The organism is Butyrivibrio proteoclasticus B316 (assembly GCF_000145035.1).
In the GTDB taxonomy this organism is placed as follows: Bacteria; Bacillota; Clostridia; order Lachnospirales; family Lachnospiraceae; genus Butyrivibrio; species Butyrivibrio proteoclasticus.
This window is the reverse complement of sequence record NC_014387.1, coordinates 1,045,178-1,062,585: the sequence shown is the minus strand read 5'-3', so window position 1 is coordinate 1,062,585 and position 17,408 is coordinate 1,045,178. Positions and strand designations below refer to the sequence as shown.

Annotated in this window: 18 protein-coding genes and 1 pseudogene; 3 read left to right on the top strand and 16 right to left on the bottom strand. The window is 41.0% G+C overall.

Going from position 1 to position 17,408, the window contains the following annotated elements:
* Positions 1-210 precede the first annotated feature (210 nt).
* The 4 genes from BPR_RS04440 to pyrE form a co-directional block, all read right to left on the bottom strand.
* A complete protein-coding gene (locus BPR_RS04440; protein WP_042257603.1) occupies positions 211-2,313 on the bottom strand; it encodes an aminopeptidase in 2,103 nt (700 codons plus the stop codon).
* Positions 2,314-2,359: 46 nt separating this feature from the next.
* The gene (locus BPR_RS04435) at positions 2,360-2,725 is read right to left on the bottom strand and encodes a DUF6142 family protein (RefSeq protein ID WP_013280263.1); all 366 of its coding nucleotides are present in this window, start codon (positions 2,723-2,725) and stop codon (positions 2,360-2,362) included.
* 75 nt (positions 2,726-2,800) lie between these two features.
* Positions 2,801-2,953 carry a hypothetical protein gene (locus BPR_RS20950; RefSeq protein ID WP_013280262.1) on the bottom strand — a complete coding sequence of 51 codons (153 nt, stop codon included), beginning with the start codon at positions 2,951-2,953 and terminating at the stop codon, positions 2,801-2,803.
* Positions 2,954-2,989: 36 nt separating this feature from the next.
* Positions 2,990-3,667 (bottom strand): orotate phosphoribosyltransferase, encoded by a 678-nt coding sequence (gene pyrE / locus BPR_RS04425; RefSeq protein WP_013280261.1) that lies wholly within the window; start codon positions 3,665-3,667, stop codon positions 2,990-2,992.
* Positions 3,668-3,800: 133 nt separating this feature from the next.
* Between pyrE and BPR_RS21605 the strand changes: the two are divergent.
* Positions 3,801-3,899, top strand: a pseudogene (locus tag BPR_RS21605) (PAQR family membrane homeostasis protein TrhA); the annotation flags it as partial.
* 4 nt (positions 3,900-3,903) lie between these two features.
* On the opposite strand, the gene BPR_RS04420 reads toward BPR_RS21605, so the two are convergent.
* The 12 genes from BPR_RS04420 to larB form a co-directional block, all read right to left on the bottom strand.
* Positions 3,904-4,746, bottom strand: a complete 843-nt coding sequence (locus BPR_RS04420; protein ID WP_013280260.1) for a DegV family protein — start codon at positions 4,744-4,746, stop codon at positions 3,904-3,906.
* A gap of 42 nt (positions 4,747-4,788) precedes the next feature.
* Positions 4,789-5,262, bottom strand: coding sequence for a phosphoglycerate mutase family protein (locus tag BPR_RS19625; protein WP_052301794.1), 474 nt, complete (start codon positions 5,260-5,262; stop codon positions 4,789-4,791).
* Between the two features lie 57 nt (positions 5,263-5,319).
* Complete coding sequence (locus BPR_RS04410) at positions 5,320-5,787, bottom strand: HIT family protein (RefSeq protein WP_013280258.1); 468 nt, start codon at positions 5,785-5,787, stop codon at positions 5,320-5,322.
* A gap of 12 nt (positions 5,788-5,799) precedes the next feature.
* Positions 5,800-6,456, bottom strand: a complete 657-nt coding sequence (locus BPR_RS04405; protein WP_013280257.1) for an HAD family hydrolase — start codon at positions 6,454-6,456, stop codon at positions 5,800-5,802.
* A gap of 21 nt (positions 6,457-6,477) precedes the next feature.
* Complete coding sequence (locus BPR_RS04400) at positions 6,478-6,996, bottom strand: GNAT family N-acetyltransferase (protein WP_013280256.1); 519 nt, start codon at positions 6,994-6,996, stop codon at positions 6,478-6,480.
* A 381-nt stretch (positions 6,997-7,377) separates the two neighbouring features.
* The gene (locus tag BPR_RS04395; RefSeq protein WP_042256535.1) at positions 7,378-8,121 is read right to left on the bottom strand and encodes a TraX family protein; all 744 of its coding nucleotides are present in this window, start codon (positions 8,119-8,121) and stop codon (positions 7,378-7,380) included.
* A gap of 207 nt (positions 8,122-8,328) precedes the next feature.
* Positions 8,329-9,246: an orotidine-5'-phosphate decarboxylase gene (pyrF, locus tag BPR_RS04390; protein WP_013280254.1), complete on the bottom strand. Its 918-nt coding sequence runs from the start codon at positions 9,244-9,246 to the stop codon at positions 8,329-8,331.
* A gap of 23 nt (positions 9,247-9,269) precedes the next feature.
* Positions 9,270-10,058 (bottom strand): response regulator, encoded by a 789-nt coding sequence (locus BPR_RS04385; protein WP_013280253.1) that lies wholly within the window; start codon positions 10,056-10,058, stop codon positions 9,270-9,272.
* 14 nt (positions 10,059-10,072) lie between these two features.
* Positions 10,073-13,141: a response regulator gene (locus BPR_RS19620; RefSeq protein ID WP_013280252.1), complete on the bottom strand. Its 3,069-nt coding sequence runs from the start codon at positions 13,139-13,141 to the stop codon at positions 10,073-10,075.
* Positions 13,142-13,202: 61 nt separating this feature from the next.
* Positions 13,203-14,675: a 4Fe-4S dicluster domain-containing protein gene (locus tag BPR_RS04375; protein ID WP_013280251.1), complete on the bottom strand. Its 1,473-nt coding sequence runs from the start codon at positions 14,673-14,675 to the stop codon at positions 13,203-13,205.
* Between the two features lie 40 nt (positions 14,676-14,715).
* Positions 14,716-15,294 carry an ABC transporter ATP-binding protein gene (locus tag BPR_RS04370; protein ID WP_013280250.1) on the bottom strand — a complete coding sequence of 193 codons (579 nt, stop codon included), beginning with the start codon at positions 15,292-15,294 and terminating at the stop codon, positions 14,716-14,718.
* 172 nt (positions 15,295-15,466) lie between these two features.
* Complete coding sequence (gene larB / locus BPR_RS04365; RefSeq protein WP_013280249.1) at positions 15,467-16,234, bottom strand: nickel pincer cofactor biosynthesis protein LarB; 768 nt, start codon at positions 16,232-16,234, stop codon at positions 15,467-15,469.
* A 211-nt stretch (positions 16,235-16,445) separates the two neighbouring features.
* Between larB and BPR_RS04360 the strand changes: the two genes are divergently transcribed.
* Positions 16,446-16,643 (top strand): hypothetical protein, encoded by a 198-nt coding sequence (locus BPR_RS04360; protein ID WP_013280248.1) that lies wholly within the window; start codon positions 16,446-16,448, stop codon positions 16,641-16,643.
* 62 nt (positions 16,644-16,705) lie between these two features.
* On the top strand, positions 16,706-17,368 hold the full coding sequence (locus BPR_RS04355; protein WP_013280247.1) for a YczE/YyaS/YitT family protein: 663 nt from the start codon (positions 16,706-16,708) through the stop codon (positions 17,366-17,368).
* Positions 17,369-17,408: the final 40 nt, after the last annotated feature.

The following is a 17,408-nucleotide window of genomic DNA, read 5'->3' as shown; positions in this document are numbered from 1 at the left end:
CGAGTGCGCATACATAGAGCTTTTTTATAAGATAGGAATTTCCTATCTTATAAAAAAGTCCGTGGTCCAAATATAAAACACATGCCGTGCTCATATATTCAGGACCACGGACTTTATAAATCTTACTTATATATGGTAGTCTTAAATCCCTAGTATCATAACATACCACCAGATTTAGTGCTACCTATATTTTTGCCACAATTTATCAAATTATTCATCCATAGGCTTGTTAAGTTCTTCTGTACCTTCGAGAACAAATCTGCCGTTTTTGATGATGGTTCTGGTCTCACCGTCTTCCCTGACTACTGTGATCTCACCAAGTTCATCATATGGAATTGTGATATCTGTATGGCAACTGAAATATGCCTTGTCCGGATCAGTCTTTCTCTTGATGGAAATCTCATTATCTCTTGCTATGATTGCCTTTCCATCAGGATTGTATGTAATTGTATCCTCTTCATAAGAGTAGCAGGTATCTCCCACAGCGAAGTGAGGTCCTGTCTTCTCGGCAATGAGGATTGGAAGCTTGTCTGCAATGTTGTATTTTCTAGCCACAACATAAGCAGTTGTATTGGTTCCTATAGCAAACTCTCCGATAGGAAGAGTCTTATGGTTAAAGAGAATGTTGTCGTTAATATACTTCTTGCCTTCCTCTGCTGTGTCGAAATTGCTGCAGTTGTAATCTACGATACATCCATCTTCAAATTTGATCTCAAGATTCTTGTAGTAGAGGCCTTCAAGATAAACACCTGTAACATGAAGTGTTCCCTCTGTTCCCTTGAGGACAGGTGATGTAAACACCTCTCCAACAGGAATGTTCACATCTGCAACGCAGTTCTCAAAGTTTGTCTCCTTAGCCTTATCTCTAAGTTCATGGAGCATAACCTTCATCTGAGTGTGGTTATCGCCCATGCCCTTAACTATTACATAGCTTCCTTCATCAAGAACATCGATTATCTTCTGCTGGATTGTCTGATACAGCTTGTAATCAAGAGTATTGATCCTTACTGTCTCATCGAAAATAGTCTTGAAGTTGTCACCAATCTCAGGAACAGGGAACGAAATGATAGTAAAGCTTCTCTCCTTGTTGATGATGTAATTATTCATGATAAGGCTGTTCTGAACTCTATAGTCGCTGAGCATCTTCTGCTGAGCCTTGGAGAGTCTTAATGCCTTTTCATTGGTGCTTGGAGAAAATGGCTTTTCTCCAAATACTTCTATTACCGCAGGACCGCCAAAAAGCCTGGCTTCCTTCTTGTACATCTCACCTGCTGCCCTTGCCGCCTCAAGCTTACGTGTAACATAGTTACTGTCGAGGAAAAGAGCTACATCTTCCTTGTGGTCGTAGTCATACTGCTTGTTAGGAATAGCTCCATAGAATCCGCCTCTTGCAGAAGTTGAAGATATAGCAAAAATACTGCTTGGCGCAAGAGAAATTGTAGACTTAAGGTCAATAGCCTCAAGATTCTCAATCGCTTTTTTGATCATTCTCTCAAAACCAAGATTATAATGAAGACCTGCTGTCTTCTTGATAGTGATATCCTTGCCGGTCATGGCAAAGCCGATGCGATAACCCTCTGTAAAGGTTGTTGCAAGCTTATCTATTTCTTCCTGAGTAAGGCTGTTCAAATGCTGCGCTGTCTTAATCTCATTATCAGTTACATATTCTCCGAATCTGTAAAGATAGCGAAGATCTGTAAGATCCGCACTTGTAACGATATCTCTTACAAAATTGGTATCAGAAACAACCATCTCAGCAAAGCCTATCTGTCTCATTTCCTCAGCGTAGTCGCTTCCATACCAGTAAAGAGTCTTTCTGACTTCCTCATATGCAGGAATTTTTCCGGCCTGGTCTGCAGATACAAACTGGCCATATACTTCAAGGAAAAGTTCAAGCATTGTAGTAAGATTGAACATATCTCCCTTAAATGCATATACTATAAGGCCTCTTACTTCATAGTAAAGAGCTGAGAGAAGATGTCCGAAATCATCTCCAAAAACCTGACAAGCAAAAGTCGGATTTCCATAGCTATTTGCATAATTCTCGGGAAGAATGTCCTGATAAAGCTTCTTGTTCTGAGCAGCAAGCTCGTCCATAGACGCTTTGTCAAATGATCCATCCTGTACGAAACTATAGGCTTCATCCACCATGAGAAGGAAATCTCTGACAAAATGGAAGTACTTGTCATATTTCTCATCTGAAAGATGCTCATCAGCCATGCTGTTTAATCTTTCTACCGCAAGCTGATAACGCTCTGAGAGAACTTCTTTTCCGCTCTCAAATTCATAAATCAATTCTTCGTTATTGCTCATATTAAAACCATTCTTTCTAAAAACTATTATGCTCATCTTGGGCTATTCAAGCCACGAAATTCAGCACTATTAAAAAAACTACAAATGCAACAGCAAGGGAATTAAGAATAATACCCAGGTTTGGAAAAAGTTTAAAAATATCTTTTTCTGTTCTGGACATGATACCAAGTATCAGACCCGCAACAGAAAATATCGCCGCAACAAAACCAGCTGCGGCGTATTGTATTAGAGCCTCTCCACCATTATTGTAAGTGAATAATACAGCAAGAACATATGTGGTCACTGATATACACCCCAAAACGGCACTTATAATGCCTTTTTCAGGGTGTCTGTTATCTGTGAACATGTACTTATCTCTGACAGGTTCAAGTCTCTTAATGTGAAATTTGAATTTACTCTTTTTCTTAGACATATACTAACTACTCCGCGATATACGGATTGTTTTTTGTGCAAGCCCAAAACTGGATTTACTCATTCCTTATATCGCTCAGATGATAATTCTCTTCCTGCTGCCAAGAAGCTTGGCTCCGCTGATGATAAGGAGAACCCCTGTTGCAATTCCGGCAACTATTGAGATAACTCCAAATGCAATGTTAAGTCCGCCTGTTCCACCAAGTACCTTATATGTATGCTCGTCCATTATGATTCCCTCCTGTTTGCAACCTATTTCATCAGATTACTTGGCACCGTACTCACTATAATAAGCATCAATTGCCTTCTTAATATCCTTGTTGATGATAACTTCGCCATCAATAGGTCTGTTATAGAGATAGCTGACAACATCGTCCATAGTAACGATAGCATTAGCGCTAAAGCCATATCTCTCTTTGATTTCATCAAGAGCGCTCATGTCTGTCTCAAGGCCCTTTTCCTGTCTGTTGAGGGATACCATAAGTCCTACGATATCGCAGTCAGCCTGCTCCTGAATAATAGGCACAGTCTCCTCAATAGACTTACCGGATGTTGTTACATCCTCTATGATAAGAACACGGTCGCCATCACGAAGCTTGGAGCCAAGAAGGATACCCTTATCTCCATGATCCTTGATTTCTTTTCTATTGGAACAATATCTGATCTCTCTACCGTAGAGTTCGCTGATAGCTACGCTTGTAACTACAGAAAGTGGAATACCCTTATATGCAGGTCCAAAGAGAACATCAAACTCAAGGCCAAAGGTATCATGAATAGCTCTGGCATAATACTCACCGAGCTTGCGAAGCTGAGAGCCTGTAACATAAGCTCCTGCATTCATAAAGAACGGTGATTTACGTCCGCTCTTAAGTGTAAACTCTCCAAACTTAAGGACATTACTGTCTACCATAAATTCGATAAACTCTTCCTTATATCTCTCCATACCACAAAACCTCCTTTATCCACGACAACAATTTATAAACTATTAAATCTTAAATATGCTTTGTCACCCAATCATTGATTATAATACCTTTTCATTCATAGCACATCAAGTAATATTTTTTGTTACAGGCTGCAACAGGCATCTTTATTTTGGTTCTCATGTGATCTTCCATCTTTTTGTGATGGCCGGAAGCTTCTGCCATTTTATCTTTATGTATCAATTTTTACTGTAAGACACTATCTAGCAATGAACAGCACGCCCAGAGTACCCGGACCACAGTGAGATGAAACAACACTTCCTGCTCTGGTCTCGAGAATTTCGGCAAAAATTCCAAGGCCCTCCAGGTATTCTTTTACATTTTTAACTATATCTCTATCGCATCCGGAGTGGGTTATAAATACTCGCTCCGGTCTTGCATTTCGTAGATCATTTTCCATATCCTTTACATAATCAAGTACATATTTCTTACTTGATCCGCGATATTTCTTTTCCGGATGCATAGCACCGTCAGCTACCGCTATGCGCGGATGAAGCTTAAGTGCAGTACCCAAAAGTGCAGCAAGTCCTGAGCAGCGCCCTCCCCTATGCAAATATACAAGGGTATCTATAACAAAACTGGCACGAACTTTACCTTTAAGAGCCTCTATTTCCGCAACAATCTCTTCTGCAGTTTTTCCCTCTTTTACCAGCTCCGCAGCACGTACCACCAAAAGTCCGATTCCTGTTGAAAGGTTTGCCGAATCAATGACATGAACCCTGTCAGACATATCCATATCTTCTGCGGCGAGCTTCACATTGTTATAGCTTGCTGACATAGAAGAAGAGATAGTAAATATGATGTACTCATCAGAGCTTGCCGGATCCAGATATTTAGAAATATCATCTATGCCAGGTGCAGCCGTCTTGGGCGTCTCACCATGTTCATCAGACCATTTGTAGAGTTGTTCCGGATAAATATTGACTCCATCTAAATATTCAGCATCTCCTAGTCTTACGTAAAGTGGAATTATTCCAATATCGTATTTTTTAATCAATTCCTGCGACAGATCGCACGTACTATCTGACAATACTTTTACCATTTTTCTCCTCCATAGACTTTCTCTGTTCCATTTATACTCCTCTCAATTGAGACGTCTTTTTATCTCATAAAGTTCTTCAATAGTAAATTCAATTGGCCTTGCATTCTCAACAGCAATGGTGTGCGATTGCTCAAACGGAATATTATTGTTCATAGCTATTAAAGTCATAATAACTGCGCCATGAGAAATAATCAAAAGGTTCTGGTCTGAAGAGGTATCATATTGTTCAAGGATATTGTCTAGTGCCTCAAACAGGCCAAGGTTCATCTCTTCCAAACCGTTTACGACCTCAAAGCCTGTGTGGAAGTGCCAGTCAATTATCTGCGCAGTCTGCCTGGCACGAATCTGATAGCTTGTGTAGATCTTGGCAAAAGAAATATGGTTGTCCTGCAGATACTGGCACAGCTCATTAGCCTGAAGCATCCCGGTTTCATTTAGCGGAATATCCGTGGTTCCCTGTACTTTTCTCAGAATATTCCAATCAGTTTGTCCATGTCTGGCAAAATATATTTTCATTATGTCTTCCCTGTTTTTCTCATAGAATACTAACCCCATCCCCTTGGATCATTTTGCTCACTTAAGCAGTTTGTCCAGTTCAACAAGGAGCTTAGCTTTCATCTCCTCAAGTTCTTCGCTTGAAGGTCTGTTAGCATCGGAGTACATTTTTTCAGTTGGATAGCACCAGACTGGGCCTTTGCCGTTACTTCCGTAATTCTCTATATCACCAGTTCTTCTTGGGAAAAGATGCCAGTGAATGTGAGCGCCTCCTTCGCCGTTTCCAAGGCACTCATAATTCATTTTCTCAGCGCCGAAGGCATTCTTAACTGCTTCTGCAACTATTGTCATTTCATGTAAGTGCTTGGCTCTTGTTTCCTCATCAAGGTCAAAGAGCTCTACAACGTGATCTTTATATAAAAATAATGTATACCCCTTAAAATGCTGGAAATCTCCAATAACCACATAGCCGGTTTCAAGTTCTTTTACGAGAAATGGATTCTTGCCCTCTCTTGTTTCCTTAACTCTTTCACATACACCGCACATATATATTCCCCTTTACATTTTATCTAAATATTCAATTACCTCATTCAGGTCATTCAGGATTGTCTCCGCCAGCTCATGCATTTCATCGTTGGCAGGAAGGATATCTGGAACCATGATCGTCCGTAGGCCTCCCGAAGTTGCAGAACGGATTCCGTTATAAGAGTCCTCAATCGCATAAGCATCTTCTGGCTTAACTCCTATTTTCTCACAAGCAAAAAGGTATATCTCAGGATGAGGCTTACTGTGAGTCACCATGTCACCCGTAACAATCTCATCAAAGTATTCTAAAAGCCCAGCTTCACTTAGACGCCTGATAACTGATGTCTTCTTGGTTGAAGTCGCCAAGGCAATCTTCTTGTTAGAACTCTTAAGATAATCAAGGATCTCGCGAACTCCGCTCTTTATTGGGAGCCTGCCGCCATCATATTTAGCGTGGAAAAGAGCTGAAGCCTGCTTATCAAACTCATCAAAAGGAAAGTCCTCTCCATAAGCCTTGAGCATGATTTCTCGTGTCTTCTGAAGATTCACACCGATGCAAGCATGGAAATGTTCTTCCATAAATTCCATGCCCATCTTCTCAGCCTGCTCTATCCAGCATTCCATGATTGCTCTTTCGGAGTCAAAAATAACTCCATCCATATCAAAAACTACTGCATCATAATTTTTCATTTTTATGCCTTTCGATATATTTTACTGTACTCTTGTGTAATACTCATTTTTTAATACCATGTTACACCTGCTCCATGATTCATCTTTGTAAATAAAGGCATTCTCTGTTGTACCACTTTCTTTAAACCCGGCCTTGAAATAGCATCTCTTTGCTCTTTCATTTTCCGGAAACACGCATAGCCAGAGAGATTTTGCTCCTGTTTTCTCAAAAGAATGCTTGGCTATGAGCCGTAGCATTTCTCCTGCTACGCCCTTGCCCCTATACTCAGGATCAACCACAACAGACTTGAGCATTCCCCTGTTTGTCTCGTCATCTTTGGAGTAGCAAAAGAACCCCACTGGCTTGTCATCATCCAAAGCTGCTATATACGCAGTATCTCCGTATTGCGCTTTTTTCGCTGCAAGGACATTAGCAAAATCTTCTTTTTCAGGCGGGTATTGGAAATAGTTTGCGCACCACATAGCATGCGTTCTTTCATCTGTTACCCAGTTTTTAATTACATCATAGTCCCTATCGAGGTTGAATTCTATAAGCTTCATCCTTGTTACACTTTCTTACATTTAAATTGATTGTAAAAACTATCTTTCCTGATTTTAGTGATTATCATAAACTCACTTTTCTATATCTTGGCCGATCTTACGTGAAATTCATCCTTTTTATACTGTATCTCACGTATTTTTCAGGCTTTTTTCAGTAGAATTACGTGAGTTTTACAATCTTCCCAATGTTCCTCACGTATTCAAGCCTGTTTTTATGCAAAAACTACGTGAAATAATAATAGTTATCGATGATACTCACGTAGAAACCCATTTTCCTACTTTTCAAGCTGCAAAACCTCGCGGCATTTGGTAATGGTCCTAGGGGACGGAGTTAGTGGTCCATTTTTGACCACAAACCTTCGTCCCCTGATTCATTAATTCTTACAGACAAATATTCACATTTCCATAAATCAGAATTCTCAGAATTCCAAGTATTATCAGATGAAGCGGATAATAAATATAGAAAAACCACTTCATCCATTTAGCCTTGCCACGCTCGCCGTTGTATAGCTTAAGCACAGGATATACCAGCAGTACGCCTAGCATTACAAAAGCATAAGCCTTGCTCACAAAGAAGTATGATACAAGCGCATAAACTGTAACCCACTGGATAATCTTGAGCATCTGCTTCTCAAGATTGCCGCGGCGAACATACATATCAACGATCGCAAGTACTGCAATACAGCTCCAGTCAGCAGGAAAGGCACTCCATACGAGAATGAACTGAATAATAAACTTCTGCCATGTCTTTAGAACATTGACATGTTCCCCGATATACAGGACAACCACCGCTATAAACAGCGGATACATTACGCTTGTCCTGTTGAAGATGCCACCTTTAAGCGGATTAAGCTCGATTCCGAAGCCAAAGCAATATGCAAAGTGGGATATGATCGCAAAAATACCCAGGCGCAGCATATATTTTTTTACATCTCTTGTATAGTGATAGCCTTCGCAGATAAAGAACCACATGATAGGTGCTGTAAGTCGCCCGATAACATGGAGCGCAACTGGCAATGGCTCTACAGGAAAATTCGGATACAAAAGATCCGTGAAATGATCGATTGTCATAGCAATTATGGCAATCAGTTTTAAGTGATTGGAATTAAGAATTTTCTTGTTCATCCTAAACGCTCCCCAAAAATGGACCACTAACCTCGTCCCAATGTCCACTTTATTCAACATTATACCCATGAAAGAAGCGGTCTACAATCAAATAATGACCGTAAACCGCCTATATTAACACATTTTATATATTATAAATTGTGCAACACCTATTTTTAGCCGTAAAAAAAGAGCCGCAAAACTGCGACTCTTTCGACATTTTTTTATTTAAGTGCATCCGCAATGTCTTTTTTCATATCGAAAGACTGCTGCTCTTGCAGCGTCTCCAACCTGACCATCTGCAAACTGCTTGTAATTCTCGTTCTGCCATGCAGCGATAATGCCGCGGGAAGAATTAACAATTGCACCAAGTCCGTCCTTGTTAAAGAAATGTACGAGATCCTTGCCCTTACCGCCCTGGGCGCCGTAACCGGGAACAAGAATGTATGCATGAGGCATGATTTCTCTCAGAACCTTGCCCATCTCAGGATAAGTAGCACCTACTACCGCACCAACATTACTATAAGAACCGTCCATAGATTCAAGTCCCCATTTTTCGACCTGCTCTCCAACGTGCTCGTAGAGAGGTCTGCCATCTATGATACGATCCTGAAACTCGCCGCTTGAAGGGTTAGATGTCTTGACCAGAACGAAAATACCCTTGTCTTCTCTATTACAAACTGAAATGAAAGGTTTAACACCATCAGATCCAAGGTATGGATTAACTGTAGCAAAGTCTTCATCGAAGCCTCTAAAGGTCTCTTCGCCAATCTTGATGCTTCCAAGATGACCAACAGCGTAGGATTCGGAAGTAGAACCAATGTCGCCTCTTTTGATATCGCCGATAACTATAAGACCCTTTTCCTTACAGTACTCAACTGTCTTCTTGAAAGTAATAAGTCCCGGGATGCCAAGCTCTTCATACATGGCAATCTGTGGTTTAACAGCTGGAACAATGTCATAAATGCTGTCAATAATCTCTTTGTTGTACTGCCAGAAAGCTTCTGCAGCGCCTTCGAGACTAACTCCCTTTTCCTCAAAAGCCTTGTCCTTAATCCTGTCCGGAATAAATGAAAGCTTGGGATCAAGTCCCACTACAATAGGTGCTCCTGTGTCTACAATTCTGTCTACTAACCTGGATATCATTTAGTGTTACCTTCCTTGATGTATTATGTATTTGCTTTTTTGGCCTTTTGATTAAAAAACTCATCAATAGCGCCGGTAAGCTTCTCTTTGGGCATGGACTTAAGGAGGTACTTCTCAGGTTTGAGTGAAACAACCTTCATTACGCTTTCCTTATCATCCTTGGCAGTCAGGAAAATAACAGGTAAATGCTTAATGGCCTGGGTATTTCTGATCTCTTTTAACACCTCAGGACCATTCATGACCGGCATCTCGTAATCCAAAAGGATCAGATCTACCGGGTTCTGCCCCAGGAAAGTAAGAGCAATCTTGCCTGAACTTGCCATGTAAACTCTATACTTAACAGAAAGCCATGTCTTCATCATCCTGAGCATAGCTCCGTCATCATCAATAATAAGGATCTTCTTTTTGAGATTCTCATCAACTGCACTATAATCCACAACAGTATCAAGTGTCTCCGCCAGCATCTTGACATCAAGTGGGCGAAGGTAGGTCTCCTGTATCTTCTCTTTGCCGATCAGAGTAACACCAAGAGAAAGCTCCTCCTGATTACCGATCATATATAAAAGAAATCTCTCAGAATCAATTGCTTCATTGATATACTTAAGAAAATCCGAATCTTCAAGTTTAATATCCCCAAGATATAAAAGATATATCTCAGGCCTGTTCTCTATGGACTTAACTTCACTTTCAGAAAGGCCGCAATTGACCACTTCATAGCCTTCCTTCTCAAGTCCCTTGGCAATAGCATTAACCATAAAACTCTTATGATTGCCAATTAATAATACGCGCTTATCCATTTTTAGTCCTTTCATTTTTGACGCTACTATTAAAGTATATTTAAAAGACCATCTCTGTCAACCGCTGCCATAAGTCTTTTTACTTCTTCGTGTTTTTGCTTGTAAGCAGCAGGAATTCTGTATTCTTCGAGCATTTTCATAATATCATCCGCGCTGTCAAAAAAAGATGCTGAAACAAATTCTTTTATGGAAGCATATGCATTTTCAAGTTCTTCAATATCAATTTCTTCTTTATTTGAATCATCTTCCTGATTTAAAATTTCAAGCTTGGATAAATAGCTTCTGTAAAGTTCCAAAAGCTCAGGCGTCAACTCATGAATTTCATCTGTCAAATTTTCATTTCCGCATTTTTCAAGGTATTCAGCCTGATCGCCGAGCTCAATTGCGCCAATCGCACGGGCTGAGCTCTTAAGACCATGCACATAAATAGTATAATTTTTGATATCTCCCTCTTTTTCATATCTCTCGATAAGGCTTGCCCGCTCATTTATAGCCATATAGAAATCTTTCATTACATCCTTGGCAGCATCTGCAGAGCCGCATCTCTCGATGGCCATCTCAATATCAATTCCAGGAATTCTGAGAAGCTCCTGCAAGGCCTGCTTTTCAGCCTCATCATTTTCTATGGCGTTAGATACAAAGCCCTCATCCCCCGGCCGTATCACCTTTTCCGCAGGAAGATAAGTCAGTATCATCTCTTCTAACTTACCAGGATCCACAGGCTTGGACATGTAGTTATCAAAGCCTTCCTTATAGTACATCTCTCTCGAGCCTGAAATAGCATTGGCTGTAAGTGCGATCACCGGTGTATCTATAGAAGCGTTGTTGTCCATTTCCTTCATGGCATGGAAAGTCTGAATACCATCCATCTCCGGCATTCTGTGATCCAGGAAAATAATGTCATATTTATTATTCCTAACAAGATCAAGAGCTTCAAAGCCGCTGATTGCTGTATCTATTTGGATCTGCGTCTGCTTGAGAAGTCCTACGATAACCGTGAGGTTAGTCTTGGTGTCATCAACAATCAGTATCCTTGCATCCGGAGCGTGGAAGCTCTCACTGTAGCTGTCCATATCCTGTACAGAATTCTTATAGGAATCCGCATAATCACCTATGGGTTCACTGCTGACAACTCTTTGCTTAATGTCAAAAGAAAACTCAGATCCCTCTCCATAAACGCTCTTAACACAAAGCTTTGATCCCATCATTGCAAGAAGGCTGTTTACAATATTGATTCCAAGGCCCGTGCCTTCAATTGTTCTGTTTCTCTTTTCGTCAATTCGTTCGAAGGCTGCAGAGAGTTTTTCTATATCCTCTTCTCTTATGCCGATTCCTGTATCTTTTACCCTGACCTTCAAAAAGATATAGTCATCTATACTAACCTCATCCTCCAAGGTATCATCTGCAGTTCCTTCCGGAGCCTCCTCATAGTCAATGCTCAAGTTTATACTGCCTTCCTCTGTATATTTGACAGCATTAGTCAGGATATTGAGAATACACTGCTTGATCCTCACTTCATCGCCAAACAGCATATGTGGAATATCCTTATTAACATCCACTGTAAATTCCAGCCTTTTCTCTGCTGCCCTCATCTTGGCCATGTTAACAAGGTCATTTATTACAGAGCTAAGTTCATATTCTACAGGGATTATCTCCATCTTCCCGGCTTCTATCTTGGAGAAATCAAGGACATCATTTATAAGCGCCAAAAGAGTTTTACCTGAGCTTTGGATATCTTTGGCATATTCCAGGATAGATTCGTCGCTGCTCTCACGCAGGATCATTTCATCGAAACCAAGAACCGCATTGATAGGGGTTCTGATCTCATGGGAAATATTTGAAAGAAACCTTGATTTAGCCTCGTTTGCTGACTTCTCTATTTCGAGCTGATCCTCAATATTCTGCCTTGTCTTAACAAGCTCGATATATTCCATCAACCTGTAAAAGGTGAGATCTATCGCATGGTACAGCTCTTCAACCTCATCATTGGTGTCTATGTCCAGATTATGAACATCTGAAACCTTTTGATTGATCTCAATATCATTTGAATTATAAATATTTGATACAGCCTTGGACAGACTCCTTATAGGATCAGCAATCCTCCTCTGGGCGTAGCGGTTAACAAATACAGAAAGAGGTATCACAATGATTGAAATGAGCATGGCAAGCTTCACACTGAACTGAGAATTTCTAAAGCCATATCCGTTTAAGTATTCCTCTTCTGAAGCTATTGCACTTTGCGCATCCCTGTTTAACTTAAAACTCACCCTGCTCTCGAGTTTCTCTGCATTATTAATATGGCTGTAGTCTTCTTCTATGACTATGTTGCCTGCCTTATTGGGATTAATATGCTTCATTGTCGGAACCAATGTGTTAGATGCAATCTCTGCAGAAATACCAAGAACAATTGCTTCAAACACTATGATCCTCATAACAACCTTTCCAAGTTTGGAATGACCGTTTAGCTGAAATCTTTCTTCTTCCGTCAGAAGCTCCTCCGGAATGTAATAAATGCCGTTATTTACAAGTCTCTTGTGCTTAACAAGTAAATGCTTGTATAAAAAATATACTGTGACACAGGCTACAACGCTCCCCGGCATCTCATTAAGAAAAAGAAAAACGAGTTTGATCAACGGGATAGTATTAAAAGACTTGCCTGATAACAGCCACAGGATAATCCCCCAGAAAATACCTGTGATTAGCTGGAGCGTAACTATGACAACGGACATTTTAAACCAGGTTTTAAAAAAGCCCCTTCTTGTAAAGTTATCAACAACAATTACAACTATAAGAAATATGAACGTCAGATATGAAAAACTGCTGGAAATAAAGGACTGATAGAAGAAAATGATAAGTACGCTCATCATTCCCGGAACTGCCCCGCCAAGGGCAGTTGCCAGAATGATAGGCACATATTTAAACGCATAGACCACGCCCGCCACAATATAATTAGTATCCGACACATATATTACATGCCTGTTATACATAATTGTAAAAAAGGCGGTCAAAAGAACTATTATCGAATTTATAAGTAATTTCCTTGAATCTTCAAAGGATCCAAATATAGCGAAAGGACTTAGCAGGTTTTGTTTTTTCATAAAGACTTAAGCCTCATATGCTCATCAAATACCCTGATCAACAGTTCGCTTCCCCAAAACTTTACATATGACCATCCCTGTGCATTGAAAATTTATCCATAGGATAGTTCTTGATGTTCTCCAAAACTTTTCTGTCATCCGCCTTGGAAAGCAGCTGCTCCCTTGCCTTAGTAATCTCGCCGATTCCTCTGTGCTTGGATGGACCTCCTACGCAGCCTCCAGGGCAAACCATTCCTTCAATGAAGTCCTCAGGAAGCTTGCCCATCTTGAGAAGAATAAGAGCCTTTTTACACTCAAGGCCTCCATGTGCTGCAAGAAGCTTGATATCCCCTGTTTCCAAGCCTCTCTCCTGCATACACTCGATAACTGCCTTGGCAACTCCGCCGCTTCCGGCAAAGCGTTTGCCCCAGATCGATGATTCCTGATAATCATCAGCTACAGGTTCAAATTTAACTCCCTTAGACCTCATGAGCGCTCGAAGTTCTCCGTAAGTTACAACATAATCTGCATTATCTTTGACTGATTTATCCTGAGCTTCAGACTTCTTGGCAATGCACGGCCCTATAAATACTGTGACACAGCCTGGATGAGTTGCCTTCATATATCTGGAAATTGCGCACATAGGCGATATTGTAGATGACATGTTGTTCTCATATTGCTCAGGGAAGTGCTTTTTTAACATATTGATAAAAGCAGGGCAACAGGAAGTAGTCATCTTCTTGCCTTCCTTGTAAGCCTCAGCCCACTCCTCGGACTCATAGGCAGCTGTCATATCTCCGCCAAGACCTACCTCTATCATATCCGCAAAGCCAAGCTTCTTAAGTCCCTCTCTGATGGATGCCATTGAGATGTCTTCACCAAACTGTCCCTCTGTAGCAGGCGCACACATGGCAATGACCTCTTTTCCCGCTTTAATCTCCTTGATAATATCAACAAGGAAGGTCTTACTGCCAATTGCGGCAAACGGACAGCTGTGGATACAGTGGCCACACTGAATGCACTTATCTTCATCAATCTTGCAGTAGCCATATTCATCGTAGGTGATTGCTCCGACAGGGCAGGCCTTCTTGCAAGGTCTTTCCAGATGAACAATAGCTGAATAAGGACAGGCTGCTGCGCATTTACCACATTCCTTACACTTGGCCGGATCTATGTGCATATGCGTATCACCGGGTGATATAGCTCCAAAAGCACATGAATTAAGGCAGGCCTTACCCATACAGAATCTGCAGTTATCAGTTACTGAATATGCAGAAATAGGACATTCATCACAGGCAGGATCAATAACCTGCACTATGTTATTAGAATCAGGATTGTAAGTCGGATTCTTGGCCATTGCCAGATTAATCCTCTGTCTTACAATTTCCCTTTCCTTATAGATGCAGCATCTATACTCAGGCTTAGGACCCGGTATTGTTTTGAGCACAAGCTGTTCAATGTGCTCCTGGTCGTTATGCCCCTCCCATTCCAGGCGGCATACTTCCTCCATGATCTTGTGTTTGAAGCGGTTCATACTTTCGTCATTCGTTACCATACTAATCTCCCTCTTTTTAAAGAACTGGACGCTAGATTATTCACAGTGTTATGATCCGTGCGAAATCCAGATCAGTTGTATCTCTTGTAAATATCGTCAGCGAGCCCTTGCCCTGAGCGTTTCTGATGTACGGAATAAGTTTGAGCTTAGTCTCGCGATCAATTCCAAGAAATGGCTCATCCATAATGAGAACGTCACTTGGAATAGCACAGGCTCTTATTATCTGTACAATTCTGCGCTGGCTTTCTGACAGCTTTTTTACCGGTACTGTGAGAGCTTCCTCCGGCAGGAATTTAAGAAGCTCTTCCGCCACAGTTTCTCTGAATATTTTCTTGCTGACCATAGTCACATTTGTGATCGCATTCAGGCTCTCAACCAGCCTGTCATCCTGAAAAACAACTCCTGCATTTATAAAAGGGTACTTATAATCCCCCAGTAGCCCAACTTTTCCTGCATCCGGAGTTTCAAGCTTAAGGATAAGCCTCATGAGAGTTGTCTTGCCACATCCCTCTTTTCCTGTGATCACGTAGGAATGCTCATCCTCTATATTCAAGCTGAAGTTATCCAAAACCTTGTTTTCTCCGTAGGCTTTGGAAACTTCCTTAATTTCAATTATCATTTTCTTAATCCCCAACTGTCATTTATTGGCCATCATCTCAGCCTTTATGGAATAAATTCCTGATCTTGTCGCAAAATGCCGGAATGTAAATGTATTTAATAATGCTATCCGTTGACATTCTGTACACCTTGGCAAGCTCTAATAACTCTTTCATACCAAATCTCCCAAACGTTTATTTCTTGTTGATCATGCTGGCAAGGTAGCCTGCCCCAAAGCCATTGTCAATGTTGACAACGCTGACTCCGCTTGCACATGAATTGAGCATCGATAAAAGAGCTGACAATCCGCCAAAAGAAGCACCATAGCCCACACTTGTAGGAACCGCAATAACAGGACAGTCCGCAAGTCCTCCAACTACGCTGGCGAGAGCTCCCTCCATACCTGCTATCGCAATGATAACATTGGCACTCATGATCTCATCCATCGCGTGTTTCTCAAGAAGTCTGTGAATCCCGGCAACACCTACATCGTATAACCTTACGACCTTGTTTCCCATGATTTCCGCAGTCTTGCCGGCTTCCTCTGCAACAGGAATATCGCTCGTTCCGCCTGTAGCTATTACTATCTTGCCAACTCCCTTTTCAGGATCTATCTGCTCTCCCGCAATGCCTATCTTACAATAAGAATCGTAGGTAAACTCAATCTCTTTTTTCTTATTATCCGTAAAATAGTTTGCTGCTTCCTGAGACATTCTGGTGATAAGGACGCTCTTCTGCCCTTTCTCCAAAAGCTTTTCTGCGATCATCAGATTCTGCTCAGGAGTCTTGCCCTGTCCGAAGATGACCTCCGCAGCTCCCTGTCTCAAGCCTCTGTGCGTATCAGGCCTTGCAAAGCCCATATCTTCAAAAGGCGCCTGTCTTAACTTAAGCACTGCATCCTGCACGTTAGTCTCGCCCTTTTTTACTGCTTCTAAAAGCTCTAGTAATTCTTTTTCTTCCATGAAAACCTCTATAATTATTTGTACTATGTTGTATCAGAATTTATTTAGGGTCTATTACAACCCTCAAAAACGTGTATAATGGTTATTGGTTTGTGTTAAAAACACCTTATTTTTGCATACTCATAGCTATTAACATTGTAACATAATTTTACGCAATCTATTTAGATAATATATCTGAAAATTGTATAAACGATAGCAGAAAGGTAGAGATATGAACATTCATTTATGCAAAGGGGACGAGACCCTCGAGCAGGCTCTGGAATACATCAACAACAACGATTCTGAAGGCCGCAAGTATACTTTTGACAAGGAGGCAGACCGCTGTTATATCGGCGATGAAGCCTTTGTAAATGCCCCGGTTCTCATCAATTACAGGAATCAGTACTGGGCTCTTCACATTGTGGAATAATAATTTCTCAGGAAGTCTCAGTATTATCGGTATAAACTATAATTTAAAAAAAGGAATTTATTATGTTAGACTCACTCCAAAAATGGTTTAAAGACTATCTTACACAGAAGGATTTCAAAAAGCGCCTTATCATCATGAATATCGGTGTTTTCTTTATGGGATTCTTTTTATCATTTCTCATCAAGGTTAATCTTGGCACAGATCCATGTACCTTTATGAACCTCACTATATCCAGATTCCTTGGCATCAGCTTTGGTAACTGGCAGCTGCTTCTTAATTCTGTGCTGTTTATAATTGTTATTCTCTTTGGCCGAAAATTTATCGGCTTTGGAACAATTGCCAACATGGTTTTTATAGGTTACATAGCAGATTTCTTCTGCTGGCTTTGGGAAAAGACAATACCAGAGCACTACTTTACTGATATGCCCTCAAGAGCTGTCATCTTCGCACTGGCTCTTTTTCTCTTCATCATATCAGTTTCCTTCTATATCAACGCAAATATGGGAGTTTCACCCTACGATGCAATTCCACAGATATTATCTGTGCGTGTACTCAAAAAGGTCCCCTTCGCAATGATCCGTATAGCTTACGATTTCCTTGTGATCATCCTGGGAGTCCTCTTTGGAGGCATTCCAAACATCGGCATCGTTCTCATGGCACTCTTCCTTGGCCCAATCATCACCATTGTAGGTAAATTCCTCGGAAAACACGTCTTCGGAATGTGAGTAGCCACAAAGCGCTGCAAAAGAGGCTACCACGCAAATG